Annotated in this window: 16 protein-coding genes; 4 read left to right on the top strand and 12 right to left on the bottom strand. The window is 70.6% G+C overall.

Annotation, left to right across the window (positions count from 1 at the left end):
* Nucleotides 1-55 precede the first annotated feature (55 nt).
* Nucleotides 56-763 carry a hypothetical protein gene (locus ACFU53_RS38630; protein ID WP_384003741.1) on the bottom strand — a complete coding sequence of 236 codons (708 nt, stop codon included), beginning with the start codon at nt 761-763 and terminating at the stop codon, nt 56-58.
* 189 nt (nt 764-952) lie between these two features.
* On the opposite strand from ACFU53_RS38630, the gene ACFU53_RS38625 reads away from it, so the two are divergent.
* Nucleotides 953-1,789, top strand: a complete 837-nt coding sequence (locus tag ACFU53_RS38625; protein WP_384003738.1) for a DUF4253 domain-containing protein — start codon at nt 953-955, stop codon at nt 1,787-1,789.
* Nucleotides 1,790-2,154: 365 nt separating this feature from the next.
* Here the strand turns inward: ACFU53_RS38625 and ACFU53_RS38620 are convergent, their stop codons facing one another.
* Nucleotides 2,155-3,426 carry a PLP-dependent aminotransferase family protein gene (locus tag ACFU53_RS38620; RefSeq protein WP_384003735.1) on the bottom strand — a complete coding sequence of 424 codons (1,272 nt, stop codon included), beginning with the start codon at nt 3,424-3,426 and terminating at the stop codon, nt 2,155-2,157.
* A gap of 128 nt (nt 3,427-3,554) precedes the next feature.
* Here ACFU53_RS38620 and ACFU53_RS38615 point away from each other — a divergent pair, with 128 nt between their 5' ends.
* Nucleotides 3,555-4,487, top strand: coding sequence for an aminoglycoside phosphotransferase family protein (locus ACFU53_RS38615; protein WP_384003731.1), 933 nt, complete (start codon nt 3,555-3,557; stop codon nt 4,485-4,487).
* Between the two features lie 91 nt (nt 4,488-4,578).
* Here ACFU53_RS38615 and ACFU53_RS38610 read toward each other — a convergent pair whose 3' ends face one another.
* The 3 genes from ACFU53_RS38610 to ACFU53_RS38600 all read right to left on the bottom strand — a co-directional run bounded on the left by ACFU53_RS38610 (nt 4,579) and on the right by ACFU53_RS38600 (nt 7,579).
* On the bottom strand, nt 4,579-5,481 hold the full coding sequence (locus ACFU53_RS38610) for an SAM-dependent methyltransferase (protein WP_384003729.1): 903 nt from the start codon (nt 5,479-5,481) through the stop codon (nt 4,579-4,581).
* A gap of 131 nt (nt 5,482-5,612) precedes the next feature.
* Nucleotides 5,613-5,969, bottom strand: a complete 357-nt coding sequence (locus tag ACFU53_RS38605; RefSeq protein ID WP_384003726.1) for a DUF805 domain-containing protein — start codon at nt 5,967-5,969, stop codon at nt 5,613-5,615.
* Between the two features lie 92 nt (nt 5,970-6,061).
* Nucleotides 6,062-7,579: a helix-turn-helix domain-containing protein gene (locus ACFU53_RS38600; protein WP_384003723.1), complete on the bottom strand. Its 1,518-nt coding sequence runs from the start codon at nt 7,577-7,579 to the stop codon at nt 6,062-6,064.
* A 161-nt stretch (nt 7,580-7,740) separates the two neighbouring features.
* Here ACFU53_RS38600 and ACFU53_RS38595 point away from each other — a divergent pair, with 161 nt between their 5' ends.
* On the top strand, nt 7,741-8,520 hold the full coding sequence (locus tag ACFU53_RS38595; protein WP_384003720.1) for a DUF4232 domain-containing protein: 780 nt from the start codon (nt 7,741-7,743) through the stop codon (nt 8,518-8,520).
* A gap of 66 nt (nt 8,521-8,586) precedes the next feature.
* Here the strand turns inward: ACFU53_RS38595 and hemB are convergent, their stop codons facing one another.
* The 7 genes from hemB to ACFU53_RS38560 form a co-directional block, all read right to left on the bottom strand.
* Nucleotides 8,587-9,579 carry a porphobilinogen synthase gene (gene hemB, locus ACFU53_RS38590; RefSeq protein WP_384003717.1) on the bottom strand — a complete coding sequence of 331 codons (993 nt, stop codon included), beginning with the start codon at nt 9,577-9,579 and terminating at the stop codon, nt 8,587-8,589.
* 187 nt (nt 9,580-9,766) lie between these two features.
* On the bottom strand, nt 9,767-10,720 hold the full coding sequence (locus tag ACFU53_RS38585; protein WP_384003713.1) for a calcium-binding protein: 954 nt from the start codon (nt 10,718-10,720) through the stop codon (nt 9,767-9,769).
* Between the two features lie 205 nt (nt 10,721-10,925).
* Nucleotides 10,926-12,677, bottom strand: a complete 1,752-nt coding sequence (locus tag ACFU53_RS38580; RefSeq protein ID WP_384003710.1) for a uroporphyrinogen-III synthase — start codon at nt 12,675-12,677, stop codon at nt 10,926-10,928.
* Nucleotides 12,674-13,642, bottom strand: a complete 969-nt coding sequence (hemC, locus tag ACFU53_RS38575) for a hydroxymethylbilane synthase (protein ID WP_384003707.1) — start codon at nt 13,640-13,642, stop codon at nt 12,674-12,676. Before hemC ends, ACFU53_RS38580 begins: the two co-directional genes overlap by 4 nt.
* Nucleotides 13,639-15,417, bottom strand: a complete 1,779-nt coding sequence (locus ACFU53_RS38570) for a glutamyl-tRNA reductase (RefSeq protein ID WP_384003704.1) — start codon at nt 15,415-15,417, stop codon at nt 13,639-13,641. The genes hemC and ACFU53_RS38570 overlap by 4 nt, the downstream gene beginning before the upstream one ends.
* Nucleotides 15,414-16,169 carry a redox-sensing transcriptional repressor Rex gene (locus ACFU53_RS38565; protein WP_384003702.1) on the bottom strand — a complete coding sequence of 252 codons (756 nt, stop codon included), beginning with the start codon at nt 16,167-16,169 and terminating at the stop codon, nt 15,414-15,416. The genes ACFU53_RS38570 and ACFU53_RS38565 overlap by 4 nt, the downstream gene beginning before the upstream one ends.
* Before the next feature lie 324 nt (nt 16,170-16,493).
* Nucleotides 16,494-16,775 (bottom strand): glutaredoxin family protein, encoded by a 282-nt coding sequence (locus ACFU53_RS38560; RefSeq protein WP_384003699.1) that lies wholly within the window; start codon nt 16,773-16,775, stop codon nt 16,494-16,496.
* Between the two features lie 197 nt (nt 16,776-16,972).
* Here ACFU53_RS38560 and ACFU53_RS38555 point away from each other — a divergent pair, with 197 nt between their 5' ends.
* Nucleotides 16,973-17,908, top strand: coding sequence for an HAD family hydrolase (locus tag ACFU53_RS38555; RefSeq protein ID WP_384003696.1), 936 nt, complete (start codon nt 16,973-16,975; stop codon nt 17,906-17,908).
* The last annotated feature ends 79 nt before the right edge of the window (nt 17,909-17,987 follow it).

Below are 17,987 nucleotides of genomic sequence, written 5' to 3'. Positions count from 1 at the left end.
CGGGGGCACCCCCCGTGGTGCCCCCGCGCGTCGGACGGTCGTCCGCCGGGGTCGATCAGCGGTTGCCGACCCAGGCGTTGAACTTCACGTTGACCGTGGCGGTGGTCTGCCGCTTGGTGATCGTGCCGGCGCCGACGGACCTGTAGAGCGGCTGGGCCTTCCACGTGGTGGTGGCCGAGATGTTGCGGCCGCTGACCTTGATGATGTCCTTCTTCACCGGCGTGATGGCGACGGCAGCGTTGAGGTTGGTGACGGAGCGCTTGTACTTCGGCGACCTGACCGCGCTGCCGTAGTCGTAGGACAGGACGGTCTTCTGGGTGATGACGGGGATGCCGTAGATCCGCTCGGTGGCGGTGAAGGTCAGCGTGATGTGCGACCCGGCTTTGGTGGCCTTGCGGACGCCTTGGACGTCCGCGACGAAGCGGACGTCCTTGTTGTAGGCCTCCTCGTGGTGTCCGCCCCGGTTGATGTAACCACCGGTCCGGACGTTGTAGGCCTCCTGCGTCTTCCGGTTCTGGAGATGGTCGACGAACTTCCGCTGCTTGGCCTTGGGCAGCTTGTCGAACGCCTTGAGCAGCTTGACGGAGGCGGCTGCCTCGTCGTTGTTCTTCAGCCAGTCGCGGTATTTCGCGACGGTGAGCTTGGCCGGCTTGCCCTGCGGGGCGGCCACGGCCGTGCCCTGGGCCGCGACACCGGTGAACAGCAGGGCACCGGCGGTGGCGGCGAGGACACCGGCGCGGGTGGCGGTGGCGAGTGTACGCATGGTGAGGGCGCCTTCCCAGACGGTTTCGAGCGAGCGCAACCAACCTAATTTTTTCGGGAGTTGGCGGAAATCGTCTCTTGGGGCACTGCCCTTCGGGGCAGTCGCGCGGGTGACTGCGGGCACCGCGGCAGGGCCGCGTGGAGCGGCCCGGAGGGCCGGTTGTCGGTGGCTGCACCTACAGTCACCGGCATGGCGACACTTCCCAACCCGCTGCCCCAGCTGGCGGCCGACCCGAGCGGGCGTGTGCTCGGGCTTGCACTCCCGCTTCCGCGGGGGAGGCTGATCGACGATGGGGGCACCTCCCACGCCCTTGAGGCAGCGGGGGAGGACGCGGGCCCGTGGCACGAGCCCCTGCTGTGGTGCGCGGACGAGCCGGCCACTCCCGGCGCCTGGACCGCCGTCCGGCCCGCACGCCGTACGGCCGGTCTCCTCCCGGTGCTGCTGGACGTCGGTGGCAGCCAGGGCGGACCGGAGGAGTGGGAGTTGATGCCCGGCGAGATGTCCTACCCCGGGGACCACGACGCCGACGAGGTCCTGGCCGAGTTCTGGGACGAGTACGCCACCACCGAGGACCCCGACTGGCCGGGCCTCGCCGAAGCCCCCGTCCTGGCCCCCGCCCCGGACCCCGACGCCCTCGCCGCCGAGACCGCCGACGCCCTCGTCAAGGACCCCTCCCGGCTGAAGGAGCCCCGCCTCGCCCTGGTCCCCGCCCGCCGCAGCGCCGACATCCCAGCAGCCATCGGCTGGACCGGCCCGGCGAACCACGAGAACGACGTGGCGAGGCTCTGCGCGGTTCTGCGCTCCTGGGAGGACCGCTTCGGCATACGCGTCGTCGCCCTGACCTTCGGCCAACTCGTCCTCTCGGTCGCCGTCCCACCCACGACCGAGGCCGAGGCCGAAGCCGTCGCCGCCGAACACTTCGCCTTCTGCCCCGACAACATCTGGCAGGGCACGGCCGACGGCACCCGACACGCCTACGCCCGCACCCTCCTCGACGAACCCACCTGGTCCTTCTGGTGGGACTGAGCCCGACCGGTGTCGGTCGGAACAACGCGTTCCCGCCCGCCGGGACGGAGTGGCCGTGAAACCGAGCCGGGCACGAGCGTGGCGACTTCCTCGGCGGTGGCGGGCGGTCGCAGGCCGCGTGGTCGATGGGAGAGTGCACGGCCGGCCAGGCCGCGAAGCGGTCCCACGCCGCACCGAACCCGGCAAGCTCTCCTTCGGCCATGCCGCGACCCTGGAACGGGCCACTCACCCGCCGCGCCCGCTCCCCTGAACCGGGCCACTCACCCGCCGCCGCGCCCGATTTCCTGACCGCTTCCCTGCACCGGCCGAGCCCGCCCCACTCCCCTGTCGGAACCGAGCGAGCCCGCCTGACCCGGCTCAAGCCGTCACCCCCGCAACCCCACCGCCAACCTCCGCAGCCCCTCCCGGATCTCCTCCGGCGTCTGCGTCACGAAGCAGAGCCGTAGCGTCGACCGGTCCGGTTCACCGGCGTAGAAGGGCGCCCCGGGCACGTACGCCACGTCCTGCTCGACGACGCGCGGCAGCAGGGCGCTGGTGTCGTAGGAGGAGGGAAGGCGCGCCCAGAGGAACATGCCGCCCTCGGGGCGGTTCCAGGTGGAGCCCTCGGGGAGGGCTTCGGCGAGGCCGTCGAGCATGGTGTCGCGGCGCTCCCGGTACGCGGCGGCGACCCGGACGACATGGGCGTCCAGGTCACGGTCGGCGAGATAGCGGGCCGCGGCGAGCTGGTTGACGGTCGGGGTGTGCAGATCGGCCGCCTGTTTGGCAATCGCGCAGGCACGACGGAGACCCGCGGGTGCGCGCAGCCAGCCCAGCCGCATCCCGGGAGCCATCACCTTGGAGAAGGAGCCCAGCAGCGCCGTGCGGTCCTCGGCACCCGGGCAGGAGGCGATCCACGGCACGCGGTCGCCCTCGAAGCGGAGTTCGCCGTACGGGTCGTCCTCGACGATCCACAGCCCGCGCCGGACGGCGACGGAGGCGACGGCCGCCCGCCGCTCGGCGGGGAGCGTGCGCCCGGTCGGGTTCTGGAAGGTGGGCACGGTGTAGAAGAGCTTGGGCCGGGTCCGCACCACCAGCTCCTCCAGCGCCGCCGGGTCCACCCCGTGCTCGTCGCCCGGCACGGCCACCACCCGCGCCCCCGCGAACCGGAACGCCTGAAGTGCCGCCAGATAGCACGGGTCTTCGACCAGGACGACATCCCCCGGCTCCAGCAGCGCGGTGGCGAGCAGCGACAGTGCCTGCTGCGACCCGGTGGTGACGAGCACCCCGTCCGCGCCGGTCGGCAGCCCGCGCGCCCCGTACCGCGCGGCGAGCGCCGCCCGGAGCACCGGCTCGCCCTCGGTCGTCGCGTACTGCAGGGCGCGCCCCGCCGACTCGGCGAGCACATCGCGGTAGGCCGCCGCTATCCCCTCCGTGTCGAACAGCTCCGGCGCGGGCAATCCACCCGCGAAGTTGACGACGTCGGGCCGCGAGGTGACGGCGAGGATGTCTCGTACGGGGGAACCCCCGACCGCCGCGACCCGCTCGGCGAAGCCGGGCACGGCCGCCCCGGCGCCCACCGCGGCCACGCTCCCCGAACCGCCCTCGGCCCCCGCCTCCCCGACAAACCCCACGTCATGCGCGGCACGCACAGCATCCATCCCACGGCTCCTTCGCCACTCCCGGACGGCAAGGCCCCGCCCCTGCCCGCACCCTAGCCAGGTGTGTGCCCCCTACACCCACCATTTCCGCGATGCGGACCGTGCTCCGCACCCCCTAGGCTGCGCCCATGCTGCCCAGCGTGGACACGAACGACGAGTTGCACGAAGTCGTCGGTGACGAGGCGCTGCTGCGACCGGCTGCCCAGGATCTCTGCGGTCAGCTCGGTCTCGCAGGCGCGCGGATCGTACGTTTCCGCGAGGGCTCGCTGCCGGTGTACGCCGTCGGCGACGCCCTCGTCCTCAAGCTCTATCCGGGTTTCGAAGCCGTGCAAGCCATCCGGGAAGCCCGACTGCTGTCGATACTGTGGGGCAAACTCCCGATCCCCACACCCAGGCTGCACTCGGCCGACCAGTACAAGAACGGCTGGCGCTATGTGCTGATGTCCCGTTTGCCCGGCGAGGACCTCAACGAGGCCTGGCCCCGGATCCCCCGGCCCGACCAGGAACGTATCGTCGCCGAGGCCGCCGAAGGCCTCGCCGCCCTGCACGCCCTGGACGCCGCCCCGGTCGTGCCCCTCACCGGGCCGCCGGACTGGGGCAGGTTCATCGCCGCACAGCGCGCGGTGGCGGTCGAGCACCAGCAGAGCGGTGGTCTCTCGAGCCCCTGGCTGGAACAGATCCCGGACTTCCTCCGCTCCGTCCCCCTGCCCGCGCCGCGCCGCCCGGTCCTCCTGCACACCGAGTTCATGCGCGAGCACCTCACCGTCGACGCCCACGACGGCTGGCACCTCACCGGCCTCTTCGACTTCGAGCCCGCCATGGTCGGCGACCCCGCCTACGACTTCGTCAGCGTCGCCCTCTTCCTCACCCGAGCCGACCCCACCCTCCTGAAGCTCTTCTACGAGGCATACGGCCACCCTCCGTTCGACCCCCGAGAACTGATGGCCTACACCCTCCTCCACGTCTACAGCGACCTGAACTGGTACCTGCGAAGCCTCCCGGCCCCGCCCAGCCAGACCTTGGACGCACTGGCGGAGACGTGGTTCGGAACCGGGGGGTGAAGCCCCTTGGTGGCGCGGGGAACTGCGCGACCAGCCCCCACCGGCCCGCAGTCACCCCACTACGCAATCCGCCCCACCGGGCAATCCACCCCTACCGCTTACGCCCCATCGCCGCATACACATTGATGTCCGCGTCGGTCACATCGTTGATGTCCCGATACCGAACCTTCTCGATGTCGTCCATCCCCGCCAACGCATGCGGCTCCACCGCCGGAGGCACCGGCGCACCGTCCTCGAACCGCCAGTGATGCGCCGGCACCACCCCGGGCTCGTCCACCACGAGGTCGCTCTGCTCGAAGAAGCGCGCGACCTCGTCCTTGGACCGCAGCACGAAGGTGAACCCCCGCTTGGTGTAAGTCTCCTGAACCGCGCGGATGTTCGCCGGATTGAGGTCCTCGGTGAGATGGCTGAGGAGCAGCCGGCTCCCGGCGGGCAGCGCGTCCACCAGCTCCCGCACGACGGGGTACGCCTCGTCGTCCTCCACGAAGTGCAGGATCGCCACCAGGCACAACGCGATCGGCTGGTCGAAGTCGAGCGTCTTCGCGGCCGCTTCGAGGATCCGCGCCGGCGACTTGAAGTCGGCGTCGATGTAGTCCGTGGCACCCTCGGGCCCGCTCGTGAGCAACGCGCGCGCGTGGGCGAGCACCACCGGGTCGTTGTCGACGTACACGACCCGGGAGTCGGGGACGATCTCCTGGGCGATCTGGTGGACGTTCTCGGCGGTCGGCAACCCGGTGCCGATGTCGAGGAACTGCCGGATGCCCTCGTCCTTGGCGAGCGTGGTCACCGCGCGGCGCATGAAGTCACGGTTGTGCCGGACGTCGAGATAGCCACGCGGATTGGCCGCCAGCGCGGCGCCGGCGGCCTCCCGGTCCACGGGGTAGTTGTCCTTGCCGCCGAGGAAGACGTCGTAGACCCGCGCCGGGTGCGCCTTGGTGGTGTCGATCCTCTTCCGCAGCTCGGCGGGGTCCTGGCTGAGCGCGTCACCGGCCATAAAGCTCTCCCTGGAGAGTCGCATCATTGAATAGCCAACAACCTAACCCCCAGCGGAAGTTGATGCCGCCCGGATGCGAAGGCCCACCCGGCGCCGCCCGAGCCCGCTCAGGCCCCGCCCGACCGCCGACGTCAGTGGCTCGCCGCATACCCCTTCGGGTCGGGCCCGTACTGGTTCTCGCCCCGCTGCCCCTCGGTGGCCATGAAGATGATCGTGACGATGCTGCCGACACAGGGGACGAGCCCGATGAGGACCCACCAGCCGCTGCGGCCGATGTCGTGCAGCCGCCGGACGCTGACCGCCAGCGACGGCAGGAAGATGGCGGCGACGAAGACGAGTTCGGGCACCTCCGTGTCCATGGCGAGGCCGAGGACGACGAGCCCGAGATAGATGAGCGAGGCGATGAGCGTGAACATCCAGTACTCCTGGCGGCGCGCCCGCCCGCTGAAGACCACGTACTTCTTGAGCACCTCGACGAACCAGTTCATTGCTTCCCCCCGAAAAACGGCACAGGCCTGCCCTGAGAATCAGGACAGGCGCAGAAGTTATGCCGATTGACGAGGACTCGTCAATGCATTAACTACCCCTCGTCGCTCTCACCCAGCGTCGTCCCCTCCTCGACCCACTTCGGCCCGCCGAGCGGATACTCGTACGCCGGACGCCCGTTGTTGCCGCTCGTGCGGAACGGCAGGCCGTTGTCGTTCACGGTCAGCGTGCCGCTGCGGGAGCCGCTGGACCACTTCAGCTCCAGGTACCAGCTGACGTAGTACGCGGAGGCGTCGGCGGTGATGTAGTAGACCTCCGGGTCGGACTCGCTGACGGAGTACGGGAAGTTCCTGCTGCCCGCCTTGGGCTGCACCTCGGGGCGCGCGGCGTCGAGGGCCACCGTGAAGGACCGGGTCGGGACGCCGGCCCCGCAGCCGACGCCGGGGTAGCCCATGGTGAAGTCGTTCCACGCGAGGGGCGACTGCTTGTCGATCATCCGGACCTTGAGGCTCCGTACGACCACGGTCTCCTCGCCGGTGCCCTGCACGGTGAGCGTCAGAAACTGCTGCCCCGACGACACGGCTCGCTCCGACGACACCCAGGCCGCCGCGTCCTGCTCCAGCGGCGGCGGCGCCACCCCCATCGGCGGCCCGTCGACCAGATACCGCTGGGAGCAGGGGCTCTCCCAGGTGTACGGCTCCACCTTGACGGACAGCGGCGCCGGGAGGGAGACGTCCTCACCGCCCCCGCCGGCCCCACCGGGGCTGGTCGGGGTGGCGGTGGACGAGGCCCCGGCACCCTTACCGGCACCCTTCTTGCCCTTGTCACCCGACTCGCTCGACTCGCTCGCGGAAGCGGAGGGCGAGGCACCGGACGGCGACGCGGAGCCCTTGTCCGTCCCCGCCTTGCCGTCGGCCCCGACGGACGCGGCCCCGGCCGTACGCCCGGCCCCGTCCTCCGCCCCACCGGACGGCAGACTCACGGCGAGCGTCACCGCACCGAGCACGGCGGCCACGGCCAGCCCGGCGACAAGCCCGACCCGAGTGCGCCGCCGAGCCGGCGCCCGCTCCCCCGAGGCACCGGAAGCCTCGCCCCCGATCACCGTCTCCGGAACCGCGCTCTCCTCCGACGCCGTACGGCGCTCGACCACCGCACCCGCAGCCGGCCCCTCCGCAGACACCGCACCCGCAGCCGAACCCCACTCAGTCACCGCACCGGGGGCCGCCCCCTCCGCCGCCCCGACGGAGTCGCTCCCCTTGCGCCGCCGCATCGCGTCCGCGAACACCCACGTCCGGTGGAGCTCGACCAGCTCCTCCGGGGTCGCCTTGCAGAGACGGGCCAGCCGCTCGACGGGGGCATAGTCCGTCGGTACGGCGTCCCCGTTGCAGTACCGGTGAAGCGTCGACGTACTCATATGGAGCCGCTTGGCGAGCACCCCGTAACTCAGCCCGGAACGCTCCTTCAACTCCCGTAGCAGCTCGGCGAAATCAGCCCCCAAGCCGTTCGCGGTACCGCTCCCCGACACGTCTTCCTCCGTCCCCTCACGTCCCGCACGTCCCGTTCCGCGTTCCAGGGAAAGGGAGTTCCAGCAGGTCAAAGCCGATGCGGGCATTCCAGCGTCCCTGATCGTCCATCGGCTGTGGCGGCCGGGACGGATCACCCCACAAGCTTTGGTCATCCAAGCACGCCGCTCCCGGCAGACCGGTCGAGCGGCAGGGCTTCGACCACTTGTTCTCAGCCTGCACAACTGGCTTTGTCCGAAAGGGATCCCTCATGCGCACGTCCCGCACCGCCCGCTCCTCCCGAGTCGCCCGCCCCGCCCGTCTGCTCGCCGCGACCGGAGTCGCCCTCGCCGCCCTCGCCCTGACGGCGTGCGACAACGGCATGGGCACGAGGGACGAGGGTTCGGCGGGCGGCTCCACCTCGACCTCACAGACCACCGGCACCTCGGGCACGACCACCGGCGGCAGCACGACCGACAAGGCCTCCTCGAAGACGGGGACGGGCACCGGCACGAGTACCAGCGGCGGCACCGGCACGGGCACGGGAACCAGCGGCGGCACCGGCAGCGACGCCGGCAAGAACTCCCCGAACGCCGGAACCAAAGACCCCTCCGACCCCGCCAACCGCGTCACCTGCAACGGCTCCAACACCACCGTCACCGCGCAGCCGGTGTCCCGCCCGATCAACCACATGCTGATCACCGTCAAGAACACCGGCTCGAAGTTCTGCGACCTCTACTACAACCCCACGGTCCGGTTCGGCGAGGCGCAGTCGGCGCCGCGCGTGATCGAGGAGTCCCAGCCGCAGGCGGTGGTGACCCTGGCACCCGGCGAGTCCGGCTACGCGGGCGTCCTCCTCTCGTCCGCCGACGGCAGCGGCGGGGAGGGCCTGACGGAGAAGAAGGTCGTCATCTACTTCCAGGGCCGCCAGCCCGGCAGCGACGCCGGCTCCCCCGCGTCCCCCGCCCTCCCGGCCAAGGGCGTCTACGTCGACAACTCCGTGGCCGTCACCTACTGGCAGTCGAGCGTGGAGGACGCACTCCTGTACTGAACCGGTTCTGAGCCGGTTCTGAGCCGGAGGCACACCGCACCGTACGTACTGAGCCGGAGGGGAACCTCAGCGCAGCATGCGAGCCGCCTCGACGGCCCAGTACGTGAGGATGTTCTGCGCACCCGCCCGCTTGATCCCGGTCAGCGTCTCCAGGATCGCCCGGTCCCGGTCGATCCAGCCCTTCTCGGCGGCGGCCTCGACCATCGAGTACTCCCCGGAGATCTGGTACGCGGCGACCGGCACGTCCACGCTGTCCGCGACCCGCGCGAGGATGTCCAGGTAGGGCCCGGCCGGCTTGACCATCACCATGTCGGCGCCCTCCTCCAGATCGAGGGCGAGCTCCCGCAGCGACTCCCGCACATTGGCGGGGTCCTGCTGGTAGGTCTTCCGGTCCCCCGTCAGCGACGAGGCGACAGCCTCCCGGAAGGGCCCGTAGAACGCGGACGCGTACTTGGCGGTGTAGGCGAGAACGGCGACATCCTCGCGCCCGATCTGGTCCAGCGCATCCCGGACGACCCCGATCTGCCCGTCCATCATCCCGCTGGGCCCGACCACATGCGCACCGGCGTCGGCCTGCACCTGAGCCATCTCGGCGTACCGCTCAAGGGTCGCGTCGTTGTCGACCCGCCCCTGGTCGTCGAGAACTCCGCAGTGCCCGTGATCGGTGGTCTCGTCGAGACACAGATCCGACATCACGAGCAGTTCGTCCCCGACCTCGGCCCGCACATCACGGATGGCGACCTGCAGGATCCCGTCCGGATCGGTCCCCGGCGTCCCGAGCGCGTCCTTCTTCTCGTCCTCCGGCACCCCGAACAGCATGATCCCGGAGACCCCGGCCTCGACGGCCTCCGCGGCAGCCTTCTTCAGACTGTCCCGCGTGTGCTGCACGACCCCCGGCATCGCCGCGATCGGCACCGGCTCACTCACACCCTCCCGCACGAACGCGGGCAGGATGAAGTCCGCGGGATGCAGCCGCGTCTCGGCCACCATCCGCCGCATCACAGGCGTCGTACGAAGCCGGCGGGGCCGCGTACCGGGAAACGATCCGTACTTCGACATACGCCTACGCTACGCCCGCCCCGCGACCCTCTTTGCCGACGCCCCGTCGGCGCGAAAGGCGCCCCTGAAAGATGCCGCAGGCCCGTCTTTCAGGGGCGCGGGGAACTGCGCGAGAAGCCCCACCGGACCCGCGCTCGCCCCCGAGCTCTCAGGGCGCCCCCGAAACCACCCGAGGGAGAGTCATCCCCTACTGCCGCACCTTGTTCCGCCCGGGCCCCCCGGACAGCTTGTCCGCCCCGGCACCCCCGTACAGCACATCGTTCCCGCTGTTCCCCCACAGCTCGTCGTTGTCCTGGTCCCCCCAGAGTGTGTCGTTCCCCTGCTCCCCGTACAGCTTGTCGGCGCCCCGGCCACCACGCAGCGTGTCGTTGCCCGTGCCGCCATGGAGGTTGTCACGCCCCTGCTTGCCGAGGATGACGTCGTTGCCGGAGTCGCCGAACAGGTTGTTGCTCTCGCCGTCCCCGGTGAGGGAGTCGTTGCCGGCGCCCCCGGCACAGTCTTGGGCGCAACCGCTGATCGTGTCGTCGCCCCTGCCCCCGAACGGCCCCATGCCCCACATCCCGCCACCCCCGTGGAGGCGGTCGTTCCCGTCCTCGCCGTAGAGGACGGCCGAATGGCCGTTGTCGGTGAGGACGTCCTTGCCCGGCCCGCCGTAGATCGTCGCTTCCGCGCTCTTGCTGTCGGCGGGGATGGTCACCGTGTCGGCGCCGTCCCGGACGGTGACGTTGTAGATGGGCGAGTCGTCCGAGCCCAAAACCACCTCGACCTTGCACTGGACCACGGTGCGGTCCTTGGGCGAGGGATACACGCACTCGTCCCACTCGGCCGCCTGCGCGTCGATGGCCATCTCGACCCGGTCGTCGAAGGTGAGGACGTGGTACAGCTCGTACTCGCTCCTCTCCTCGACCGTCGCGGAGATGGTCAGCCGGTTGTCCTGCCCGGGCGCGGCCTTGTACCAGAGCTCACCGTCGTCGTGCACCAGGGTGGCCGGGCTCGCGGTGGCGGCCTGCGCGGCGGGCACGGCCAACAGGCCGCCCCCCAGAGCGAGGACGGCGGTAGCGGTGGCGGCGGCGATCGTCCGTAACGTACGCATGCAGAAGTAGTCCTTAGGTGCCCAGGAGCCGATCGTTGCTTCGGTCACCCACTCAGACAGCACCCCCGAGGACGGGGTTGTACCCCCGTTCCCCCCACCCCCAGATGTCCCCCACGGGCAACCAGAAATCCACCTCCGAAAGGGCCGCGGGCCACTTTCAGCAACCCGACCGCACCCGCCCCACCACGAAACCCCCCGAGCCAGAGGCGCTCAGGGGGTGAAAGGGGCGCAGCCCCTTACGTGGTGGGGCCGCTCACGTCGTCGTCCGCCGCCGCCGCGCCCCCGGCCGCCGCTCACTGGGCCGAGTAACGGGGTCCCCCGCTTCCACCGCAGCCGCCCGCCGCCGCAGCCCGAAGTCCGCCAACGCCTCGGCCAACTTGTGTACGGACGGCTCGGGAGCCATCACATCCACCCGAAGCCCATGCTCCTCCGCGGTCTTCGCGGTAGCGGGCCCGATACAGGCGATCACGGTCACGTTGTGCGGCTTTCCGGCGATGCCCACCAGATTCCGCACGGTGGACGACGACGTGAACAGAACGGCGTCGAATCCACCCCCCTTGATCGCCTCCCGGGTCTCGGCCGGCGGCGGCGAAGCCCGCACGGTCCGATAGGCGGTGACGTCGTCGACCTCCCACCCGAGCTCGATGAGCCCGGCGACCAGCGTCTCCGTGGCGATGTCGGCCCGAGGCAGGAACACCCGGTCGATCGGGTCGAAGACCGGATCGTACGGCGGCCAGTCCTCCAGCAACCCAGCCGCGGACTGCTCCCCGCTCGGCACCAGGTCCGGCTTCACGCCGAAGGCGATGAGCGCCTTGGCCGTCTGCTCCCCGACCGCCGCGACCTTGATCCCGGCGAAGGCGCGCGCATCGAGCCCGTACTCCTCGAACTTCTCCCGCACCGCCTTGACAGCATTGACGCTCGTGAAGGCGATCCACTCGTACCGCCCCGTCACGAGCCCCTTCACGGCCCGCTCCATCTGCTGCGGCGTCCGCGGCGGCTCGACCGCGATCGTGGGCACCTCGTGCGGTACGGCCCCGTACGAGCGCAGTTGGTCGGAGAGCGAGGCAGCCTGCTCCTTCGTACGCGGTACGAGGACCCGCCACCCGAAGAGGGGCTTGTTCTCGAACCACGACAGCTGGTCGCGCTGGGCCGCGGCGGAACGCTCACCGACCACGGCTATCACCGGCCGACCGCCCTCCGGCGAGGGCAGTACCTTGGCGTGCTTCAGGGTCTGGGCGATGGTGCCGAGCGTCGCGCTCCAGGTCCGCTGCCGGGTCGTCGTACCCGCGACCGTCACGGTCATCGGCGTATCGGGCTTACGGCCCGCCGCGACCAGCTCACCGGCGGCCGCGGCCACGGTCTCCAGCGTCGCCGAGACGACGACCGTCCCGTCCGACGCCCCGACCTCCGCCCAGCACCGGTCGGACGCCGTGCGCGCGTCGACGAACCGCACGTCAGCGCCCTGCGCGTCCCGCAGCGGCACACCGGCGTACGCGGGCACGCCCACGGCGGCGGCCACACCGGGCACCACCTCGAACGGCACGCCCGCGGCGACGCACGCCAGCATCTCCTCGGTGGCGTACGTGTCGAGCCCGGGGTCCCCGGACACCGCACGCACGACCCGCTTGCCGCCCCTCGCGGCCTCCATGACAAGATGTGCCGCATCCCGCACAGCGGGTGCACCAACGGTTGTTGACGTGCCGTCAACAACCGTCAGCTGAGGCGTGCCTGTGCCCGAGAACGTATCCGCTGAAGTAGCCGCGGAAGAGGCAGAGGACGCCGCAGTGAGAGCCGACGGCGGGCTCGAATCGGTGTCCAGTAGGGCGACGCCGGCGCGGGCGTGCGTACGCACCACGTCGAGCACATCGTGCTCGGCGATGAGAACGTCCGCGTTCGCCAGTGCTTCGACGGCGCGTAGTGTCAGCAGTCCCGGATCCCCGGGTCCGGCACCGAGGAAGGTGACGTGACCGTGGTCCGGACCGGCGGGAAGGGTGGTGGGGCTCAATGTGCTCGCTCCCCCATCAGACCGGCCGCGCCCTTAGCGAGCATCTCGGCGGCGAGTTCACGGCCGAGCGCCATTGCTTGGTCGTACGTCTCGGGCACGGGACCGGTGGTGGACAGCTGCACCAGCGTCGAGCCGTCGGTCGTGCCGACGACGCCGCGCAGGCGCATCTCCTTGACAATCTGCCCGTCGGCCTGGAGGTCGGCGAGCGCACCCACAGGTGCGCTGCAACCGGCCTCCAGGGCGGCGAGCAGGGACCGCTCGGCGGTCACGGCGGCCCGAGTGTACGGGTCGTCGAGTCCGGCGAGCGCGGCGATCAGGTCCGCATTGTCTGCGGCGCATTCGATCGCCAGTGCCCCCTGGCCGGGGGCGGGCAAAACAGTGTCGACCGAGAGGAAGTCGGTCGCTTCGTCGATCCGTCCGATCCGGCTCAGTCCGGCGGCGGCCAGGACGACGGCGTCCAGCTCACCCTTCCGTACGTATCCGATCCGCGTATCGACGTTCCCTCGGATCGGCACCATCTCGATCGTGAGCCCGTGGCTGCGCGCGTACGCGTTCAGCTGGGACATCCGCCGCGGCGAACCGGTACCGACCCGGGCGCCCTCGGGGAGCTGCTCGAACGTCAGTCCGTCCCGGGCCACCAGCACGTCCCGCGCGTCCGCGCGCACCGGCACGGCGGCCAGCACCAGGTCGTCCGGGTACGCGGTCGGCAGGTCCTTCAGGGAGTGCACGGCGAAGTCGACCTCGCCGCGCAGCAGCGCCTCGCGCAGCGCGGCGACGAACACGCCAGTGCCGCCGATCTGGGCCAACTGCTCGCGGGAGACGTCGCCGTACGACGTGATCTCCACGAGTTCGACGGGCCGCCCGGTCAGCCGGCGGACCGCGTCCGCCACCTGCCCGGACTGGGCCATGGCGAGTCTGCTTCGCCTGGTCCCGAGCCTCAGGGCTCTGTTGTGCGGCTCACTCATGATCGCCCTCGGTTCTCGGCGTCCGCTTCGAAGTACTTGTCGCCGGCTGCCTGCTGGTCACTGTCCTCGGCCCGGGACACGGCGGCGACCGTCTCCTGGTCCAGGTCGAACAGGGTCCGCAGCGCGTCCGCGTACCCGGCGCCGCCGGGTTCGGCCGCGAGCTGCTTGACCCGTACGGTCGGCGCGTGCAGCAGCTTGTCGACGACGCGCCGCACGGTCTGGGTGATCTCGCCGCGGTGCTTGTCGTCGAGGCCAGGCAGTCGGCCCTCCAGGCGGGCGACCTCGCTCGCGACGACATCGGCGGCCATGGCGCGCAGCGCCACGACGGTGGGTGTGATGTGCGCGGCCCGCTGAGCGGCGCCGAAGGCGGCCACCTCGTCGGAAACGATCCTTCGCACCATGTCGACGTCGGAGGCCATCGGCGCGTCGGCGGAGACCTCGGCGAGCGACTCGATGTCGACCAGCCGGACCCCGGCCAGCCGGTGCGCGGCCGCGTCGATGTCGCGGGGCATCGCCAGGTCCAGCAGCGCCAGCACGGGCGCGGGCCGGGGCACCTCGACGACGGGCTCGGGCCGGCGCAGCTCGGTGATCCGCCCGGTGACGGCCACGGCCGCGACGAGCGCGGCGATCAGCTCGGCGTCGGCGGCGGGCGTACGCAGGGCCTCGCGCTCCGGCGTACGGCGGCTCGTGCGCCGGTCCACGGTCGCGTTGTCGACCCAGGCCGCGTGCTGCTCCAGCGTGGCCGCGTCCATCCCGGCCACCGCGGCCTCCCCGTGCACGGAGAAGCCGCCGCCCTGCACGGCGGGGAGGTCGAGGGGGCAGTCGTCGTCGCTGCCTATCGAGGTGGGCGGCAGGACCGGACGTACGTCCGGACGAGTCTCCGCCCCTGTGCGGAACGCGCCCTCGGGCACCCGCCCCTCGACCGCCGCCGCGACCATCTCGGCGGTCAGGACCAGGCCCGTGGCGCCCGTACAGGAGACGGCGACATCGGCACGTGTCAGCTCGGCCGGCACCGATTCCATCGGTACCGCGCGGGCCAGCACGCCCGTTTCGCCCTGCTCGGTGAGGCGTTGTCCATACTGCTCTTCGAGCAGGTGGGCCAGCCGCTCGGCCCGGTCGTACGTCCGGTTGGCGATCACGATCTCGCCCACGCCCGCGCGCGCGAGGGTCGCCGCGGCCAGCGAGGACATCGACCCGGCGCCGATCACTACGGCCCGTTTGCCCCGGGCCCAGCTCTCGACGTCCGCGCCGGCGGTGAACTGCTCCAGGCCGAAGGTCACCAGCGACTGCCCGGCCCGGTCGATCCCGGTCTCGGAGTGCGCCCGCTTGCCGACCCTGAGGCTCTGCTGGAACAGGTCGTTCAGCAGCCGCCCGGCCGAGTGCAGCTCCTGCGCACGGGCCAGCGCGTCCTTGATCTGCCCGAGGATCTGCCCCTCGCCGACAACCATGGAGTCGAGCCCGCAGGCCACGGAGAACAGATGGTGGACGGCCCGGTCCTCGTAGTGCACATACAGATAAGGAGTGATCTCGTCGAGCCCCACCCCGCTGTGCTGGGCGAGCAGCGTGGACAGCTCGGCGACGCCCGCGTGGAACTTGTCCACGTCCGCGTACAGCTCGATGCGGTTGCACGTGGCGAGGACGGCGGCCTCGGCCGTCGGCTCGGCGGCGACCGTGTCCTGAACCAACTTGACCTGCGCGTCCAGAGACAGCGCGGCCCGCTCCAGCACGCTCACCGGAGCGCTGCGGTGGCTCAGTCCGACGACCAGAAGACTCATGCCGGCATCACGGCGGGGACATCCCCGTCGGGCCCTTTCCCCGGCTCCTTGGGAGCCAGCGGTACGGCACCGGTCTCGGCCGCGGCCTCCTCGCCGGCCTTGCGCTGCTCGTGGAAGGCGAGGATCTGCAGCTCGATGGAGAGGTCCACCTTGCGGACGTCGACCCCGTCCGGCACGGAGAGGACGGTGGGCGCGAAGTTCAGGATCGACGTGACCCCGGCGGCGACCAGCCGGTCGCACACCTGTTGGGCGGCACCGGCGGGGGTGGCGATCACGCCGATGGACACGCCGTTGTCGTCGATGATTCTTTCCAGCTCGTCCGTGTGCTGGACCGGAAGACCCGCGACCGGCTTCCCCGCCATCGCCGGATCGGCGTCTATCAACGCGGCCACCCGGAATCCACGGGAGGCGAACCCGCCGTAATTGGCCAGGGCGGCGCCGAGATTACCGACACCGACGATCACGACCGGCCAGTCCTGGGTCAGCCCCAGCTCACGCGAGATCTGGTAGACGAGATACTCGACGTCGTACCCCACACCCCGCGTCCCGTAGGAGCCCAGGTACGAGAAGTCCTTGCGCAGCTTCGCGGAGTTGACCCCCGCGGCGGCCGCCAGTTCCTCGGATGAAACGGTGGGTACCGAGCGCTCGGACAGTGCGGTCAGGGCACGGAGGTAAAGCGGAAGCCTGGCGACGGTGGCCTCGGGAATCCCTCGGCTACGGGTCGCCGGTCGGTGAGTTCGGCCAGTTGCCACGGTGCTCCTGCGGGTAGAGCGGGGCTGCGGGCGGTCATGCGTCCCCAGACCGCCCCGTCGACAGCAGGCTATGTCTTTGTGAACGCGTGCACAAAGATGGTGTCCGATTTGCCCGGCCAACGTGACCGGGGTCACGCACACTCGACGCACCCGTACGGAACCGGCACACGCGCACCTTCGTTCCTCACCGAACACCTTGCACGACGGGGGCAAAACCGCACACTCTCCTCACGAATCCCGCCCCCGAGACCAACCAGCCCATCGATCCTAAGCGACTTTTGGGACCACTTGGACTGGTCGGTCAGGTCACATCCATCGTCACCTCTATGCGAGGGCTTTGCGAAGGCGCTCCTCGTTCACCCGCCAGAAGGTGTGCTGAGCACCGTCGACCAGCACCACGGGAATCTGCTCCCAGTACTGACGGTGGAGTTCCGCGTCCTCGGTGATGTCCTTCTTCTCCCAAGGAACGCCCAGCTCACCGCAGACCTTCCCGATCACCGCCTCCGCGTCGTCACACAGATGGCACCCGGGCTTTCCGATCAGCGTGACGAGCCGCTCACCGGAATTCTTCGGCGTCCGCCGGAACATGGCACTCATGTCGGCCATTGTCGCTCCGCACCGGATGTCCACACCTCCTCCTCACCGCGAAGCGCGCGACCTGCCCTTTCCCCCACCGGTTCCTCCCTGTTCCGCACCAGGACACGCCGCCCGGATCGCTTCTTTAACGGCACGGTCGCGGAGAGTTCACAGCCCGCAAACCTGTCGACTCCGGAACCACCCAACGGACTGGCTATGCTCACGACATGGCCGCTCTCGGATGGCTCACTCCCCGTAGGCGCTCCGCCACGGCGCGGAGCGTTTTGGCAGGCGAGGCCTCTGCGGAGGCAGCGCGCAAGTCCTCCCAGGAGTTGGAGGACATCTCCCCCGCGCCCGACGCCGTCCAGGAACCGGAATTCCCGGTCCTCGGCGACGACAAGGCCGCCGCGTTCTTCGACCTCGACAACACCGTCATGCAGGGCGCCTCGCTCTTCCACTTCGGCCGGGGCCTGTACAAACGGAAGTTCTTCGAGACCCGGGACCTCGCCCGATTCGCCTGGCAGCAGGCATGGTTCAGGCTGGCGGGGTCCGAGGACCCCGAGCACATGCAGGACGCCCAGAACTCCGCGCTCTCCATCGTCCAGGGCCACCGCGTCGCCGAACTGACGATCATCGGCGAGGAGATCTACGACGAGTACATGGCCGAGCGCATCTGGCCGGGCACCCGCGCCCTGGCCCAGGCCCACCTCGACGCCGGGCAGAAGGTCTGGCTCGTCACGGCCGCGCCCGTGGAGATCGCCCAGGTGATCGCCCGCCGCCTCGGCCTGACCGGCGCCCTGGGCACGGTGGCCGAGTCCGTCGACGGCGTCTACACCGGCAAGCTGGTCGGCGAGCCGCTGCACGGCCCCGCGAAGGCCGAGGCCGTACGCGCCCTGGCCGCCGCGGAGGGCCTCGACCTCTCCCGCTGCGCCGCGTACAGCGACTCCCACAACGACATCCCGATGCTCTCGCTCGTGGGCCACCCGTACGCCATCAACCCCGACAGCAAACTCCGCAAGCACGCCCGCGGCATGGACTGGCGTCTGCGCGACTACCGCACCGCCCGCAAGGCCGCCAAGGTCGGCCTCCCCGCGGCGGCGGGCGTGGGCGCGGTGGCCGGCGGCACGGCGGCCGCGATCGCTCTGCACCGCCGCCGCCGCTGAACTGAACTGTCTGTCATTTTTCGAACGCCGGAGGGGCTGGTGAATCCAGCCCCTCCGGCGTTCTGGCGTTCAGCCTGGC

It is taken from the genome of Streptomyces sp. NPDC057474, from assembly GCF_042802555.1.
Taxonomy (GTDB): Bacteria; Actinomycetota; Actinomycetes; order Streptomycetales; family Streptomycetaceae; genus Streptomyces.
This window is presented reverse-complemented; position numbering and strand designations above follow the sequence as displayed.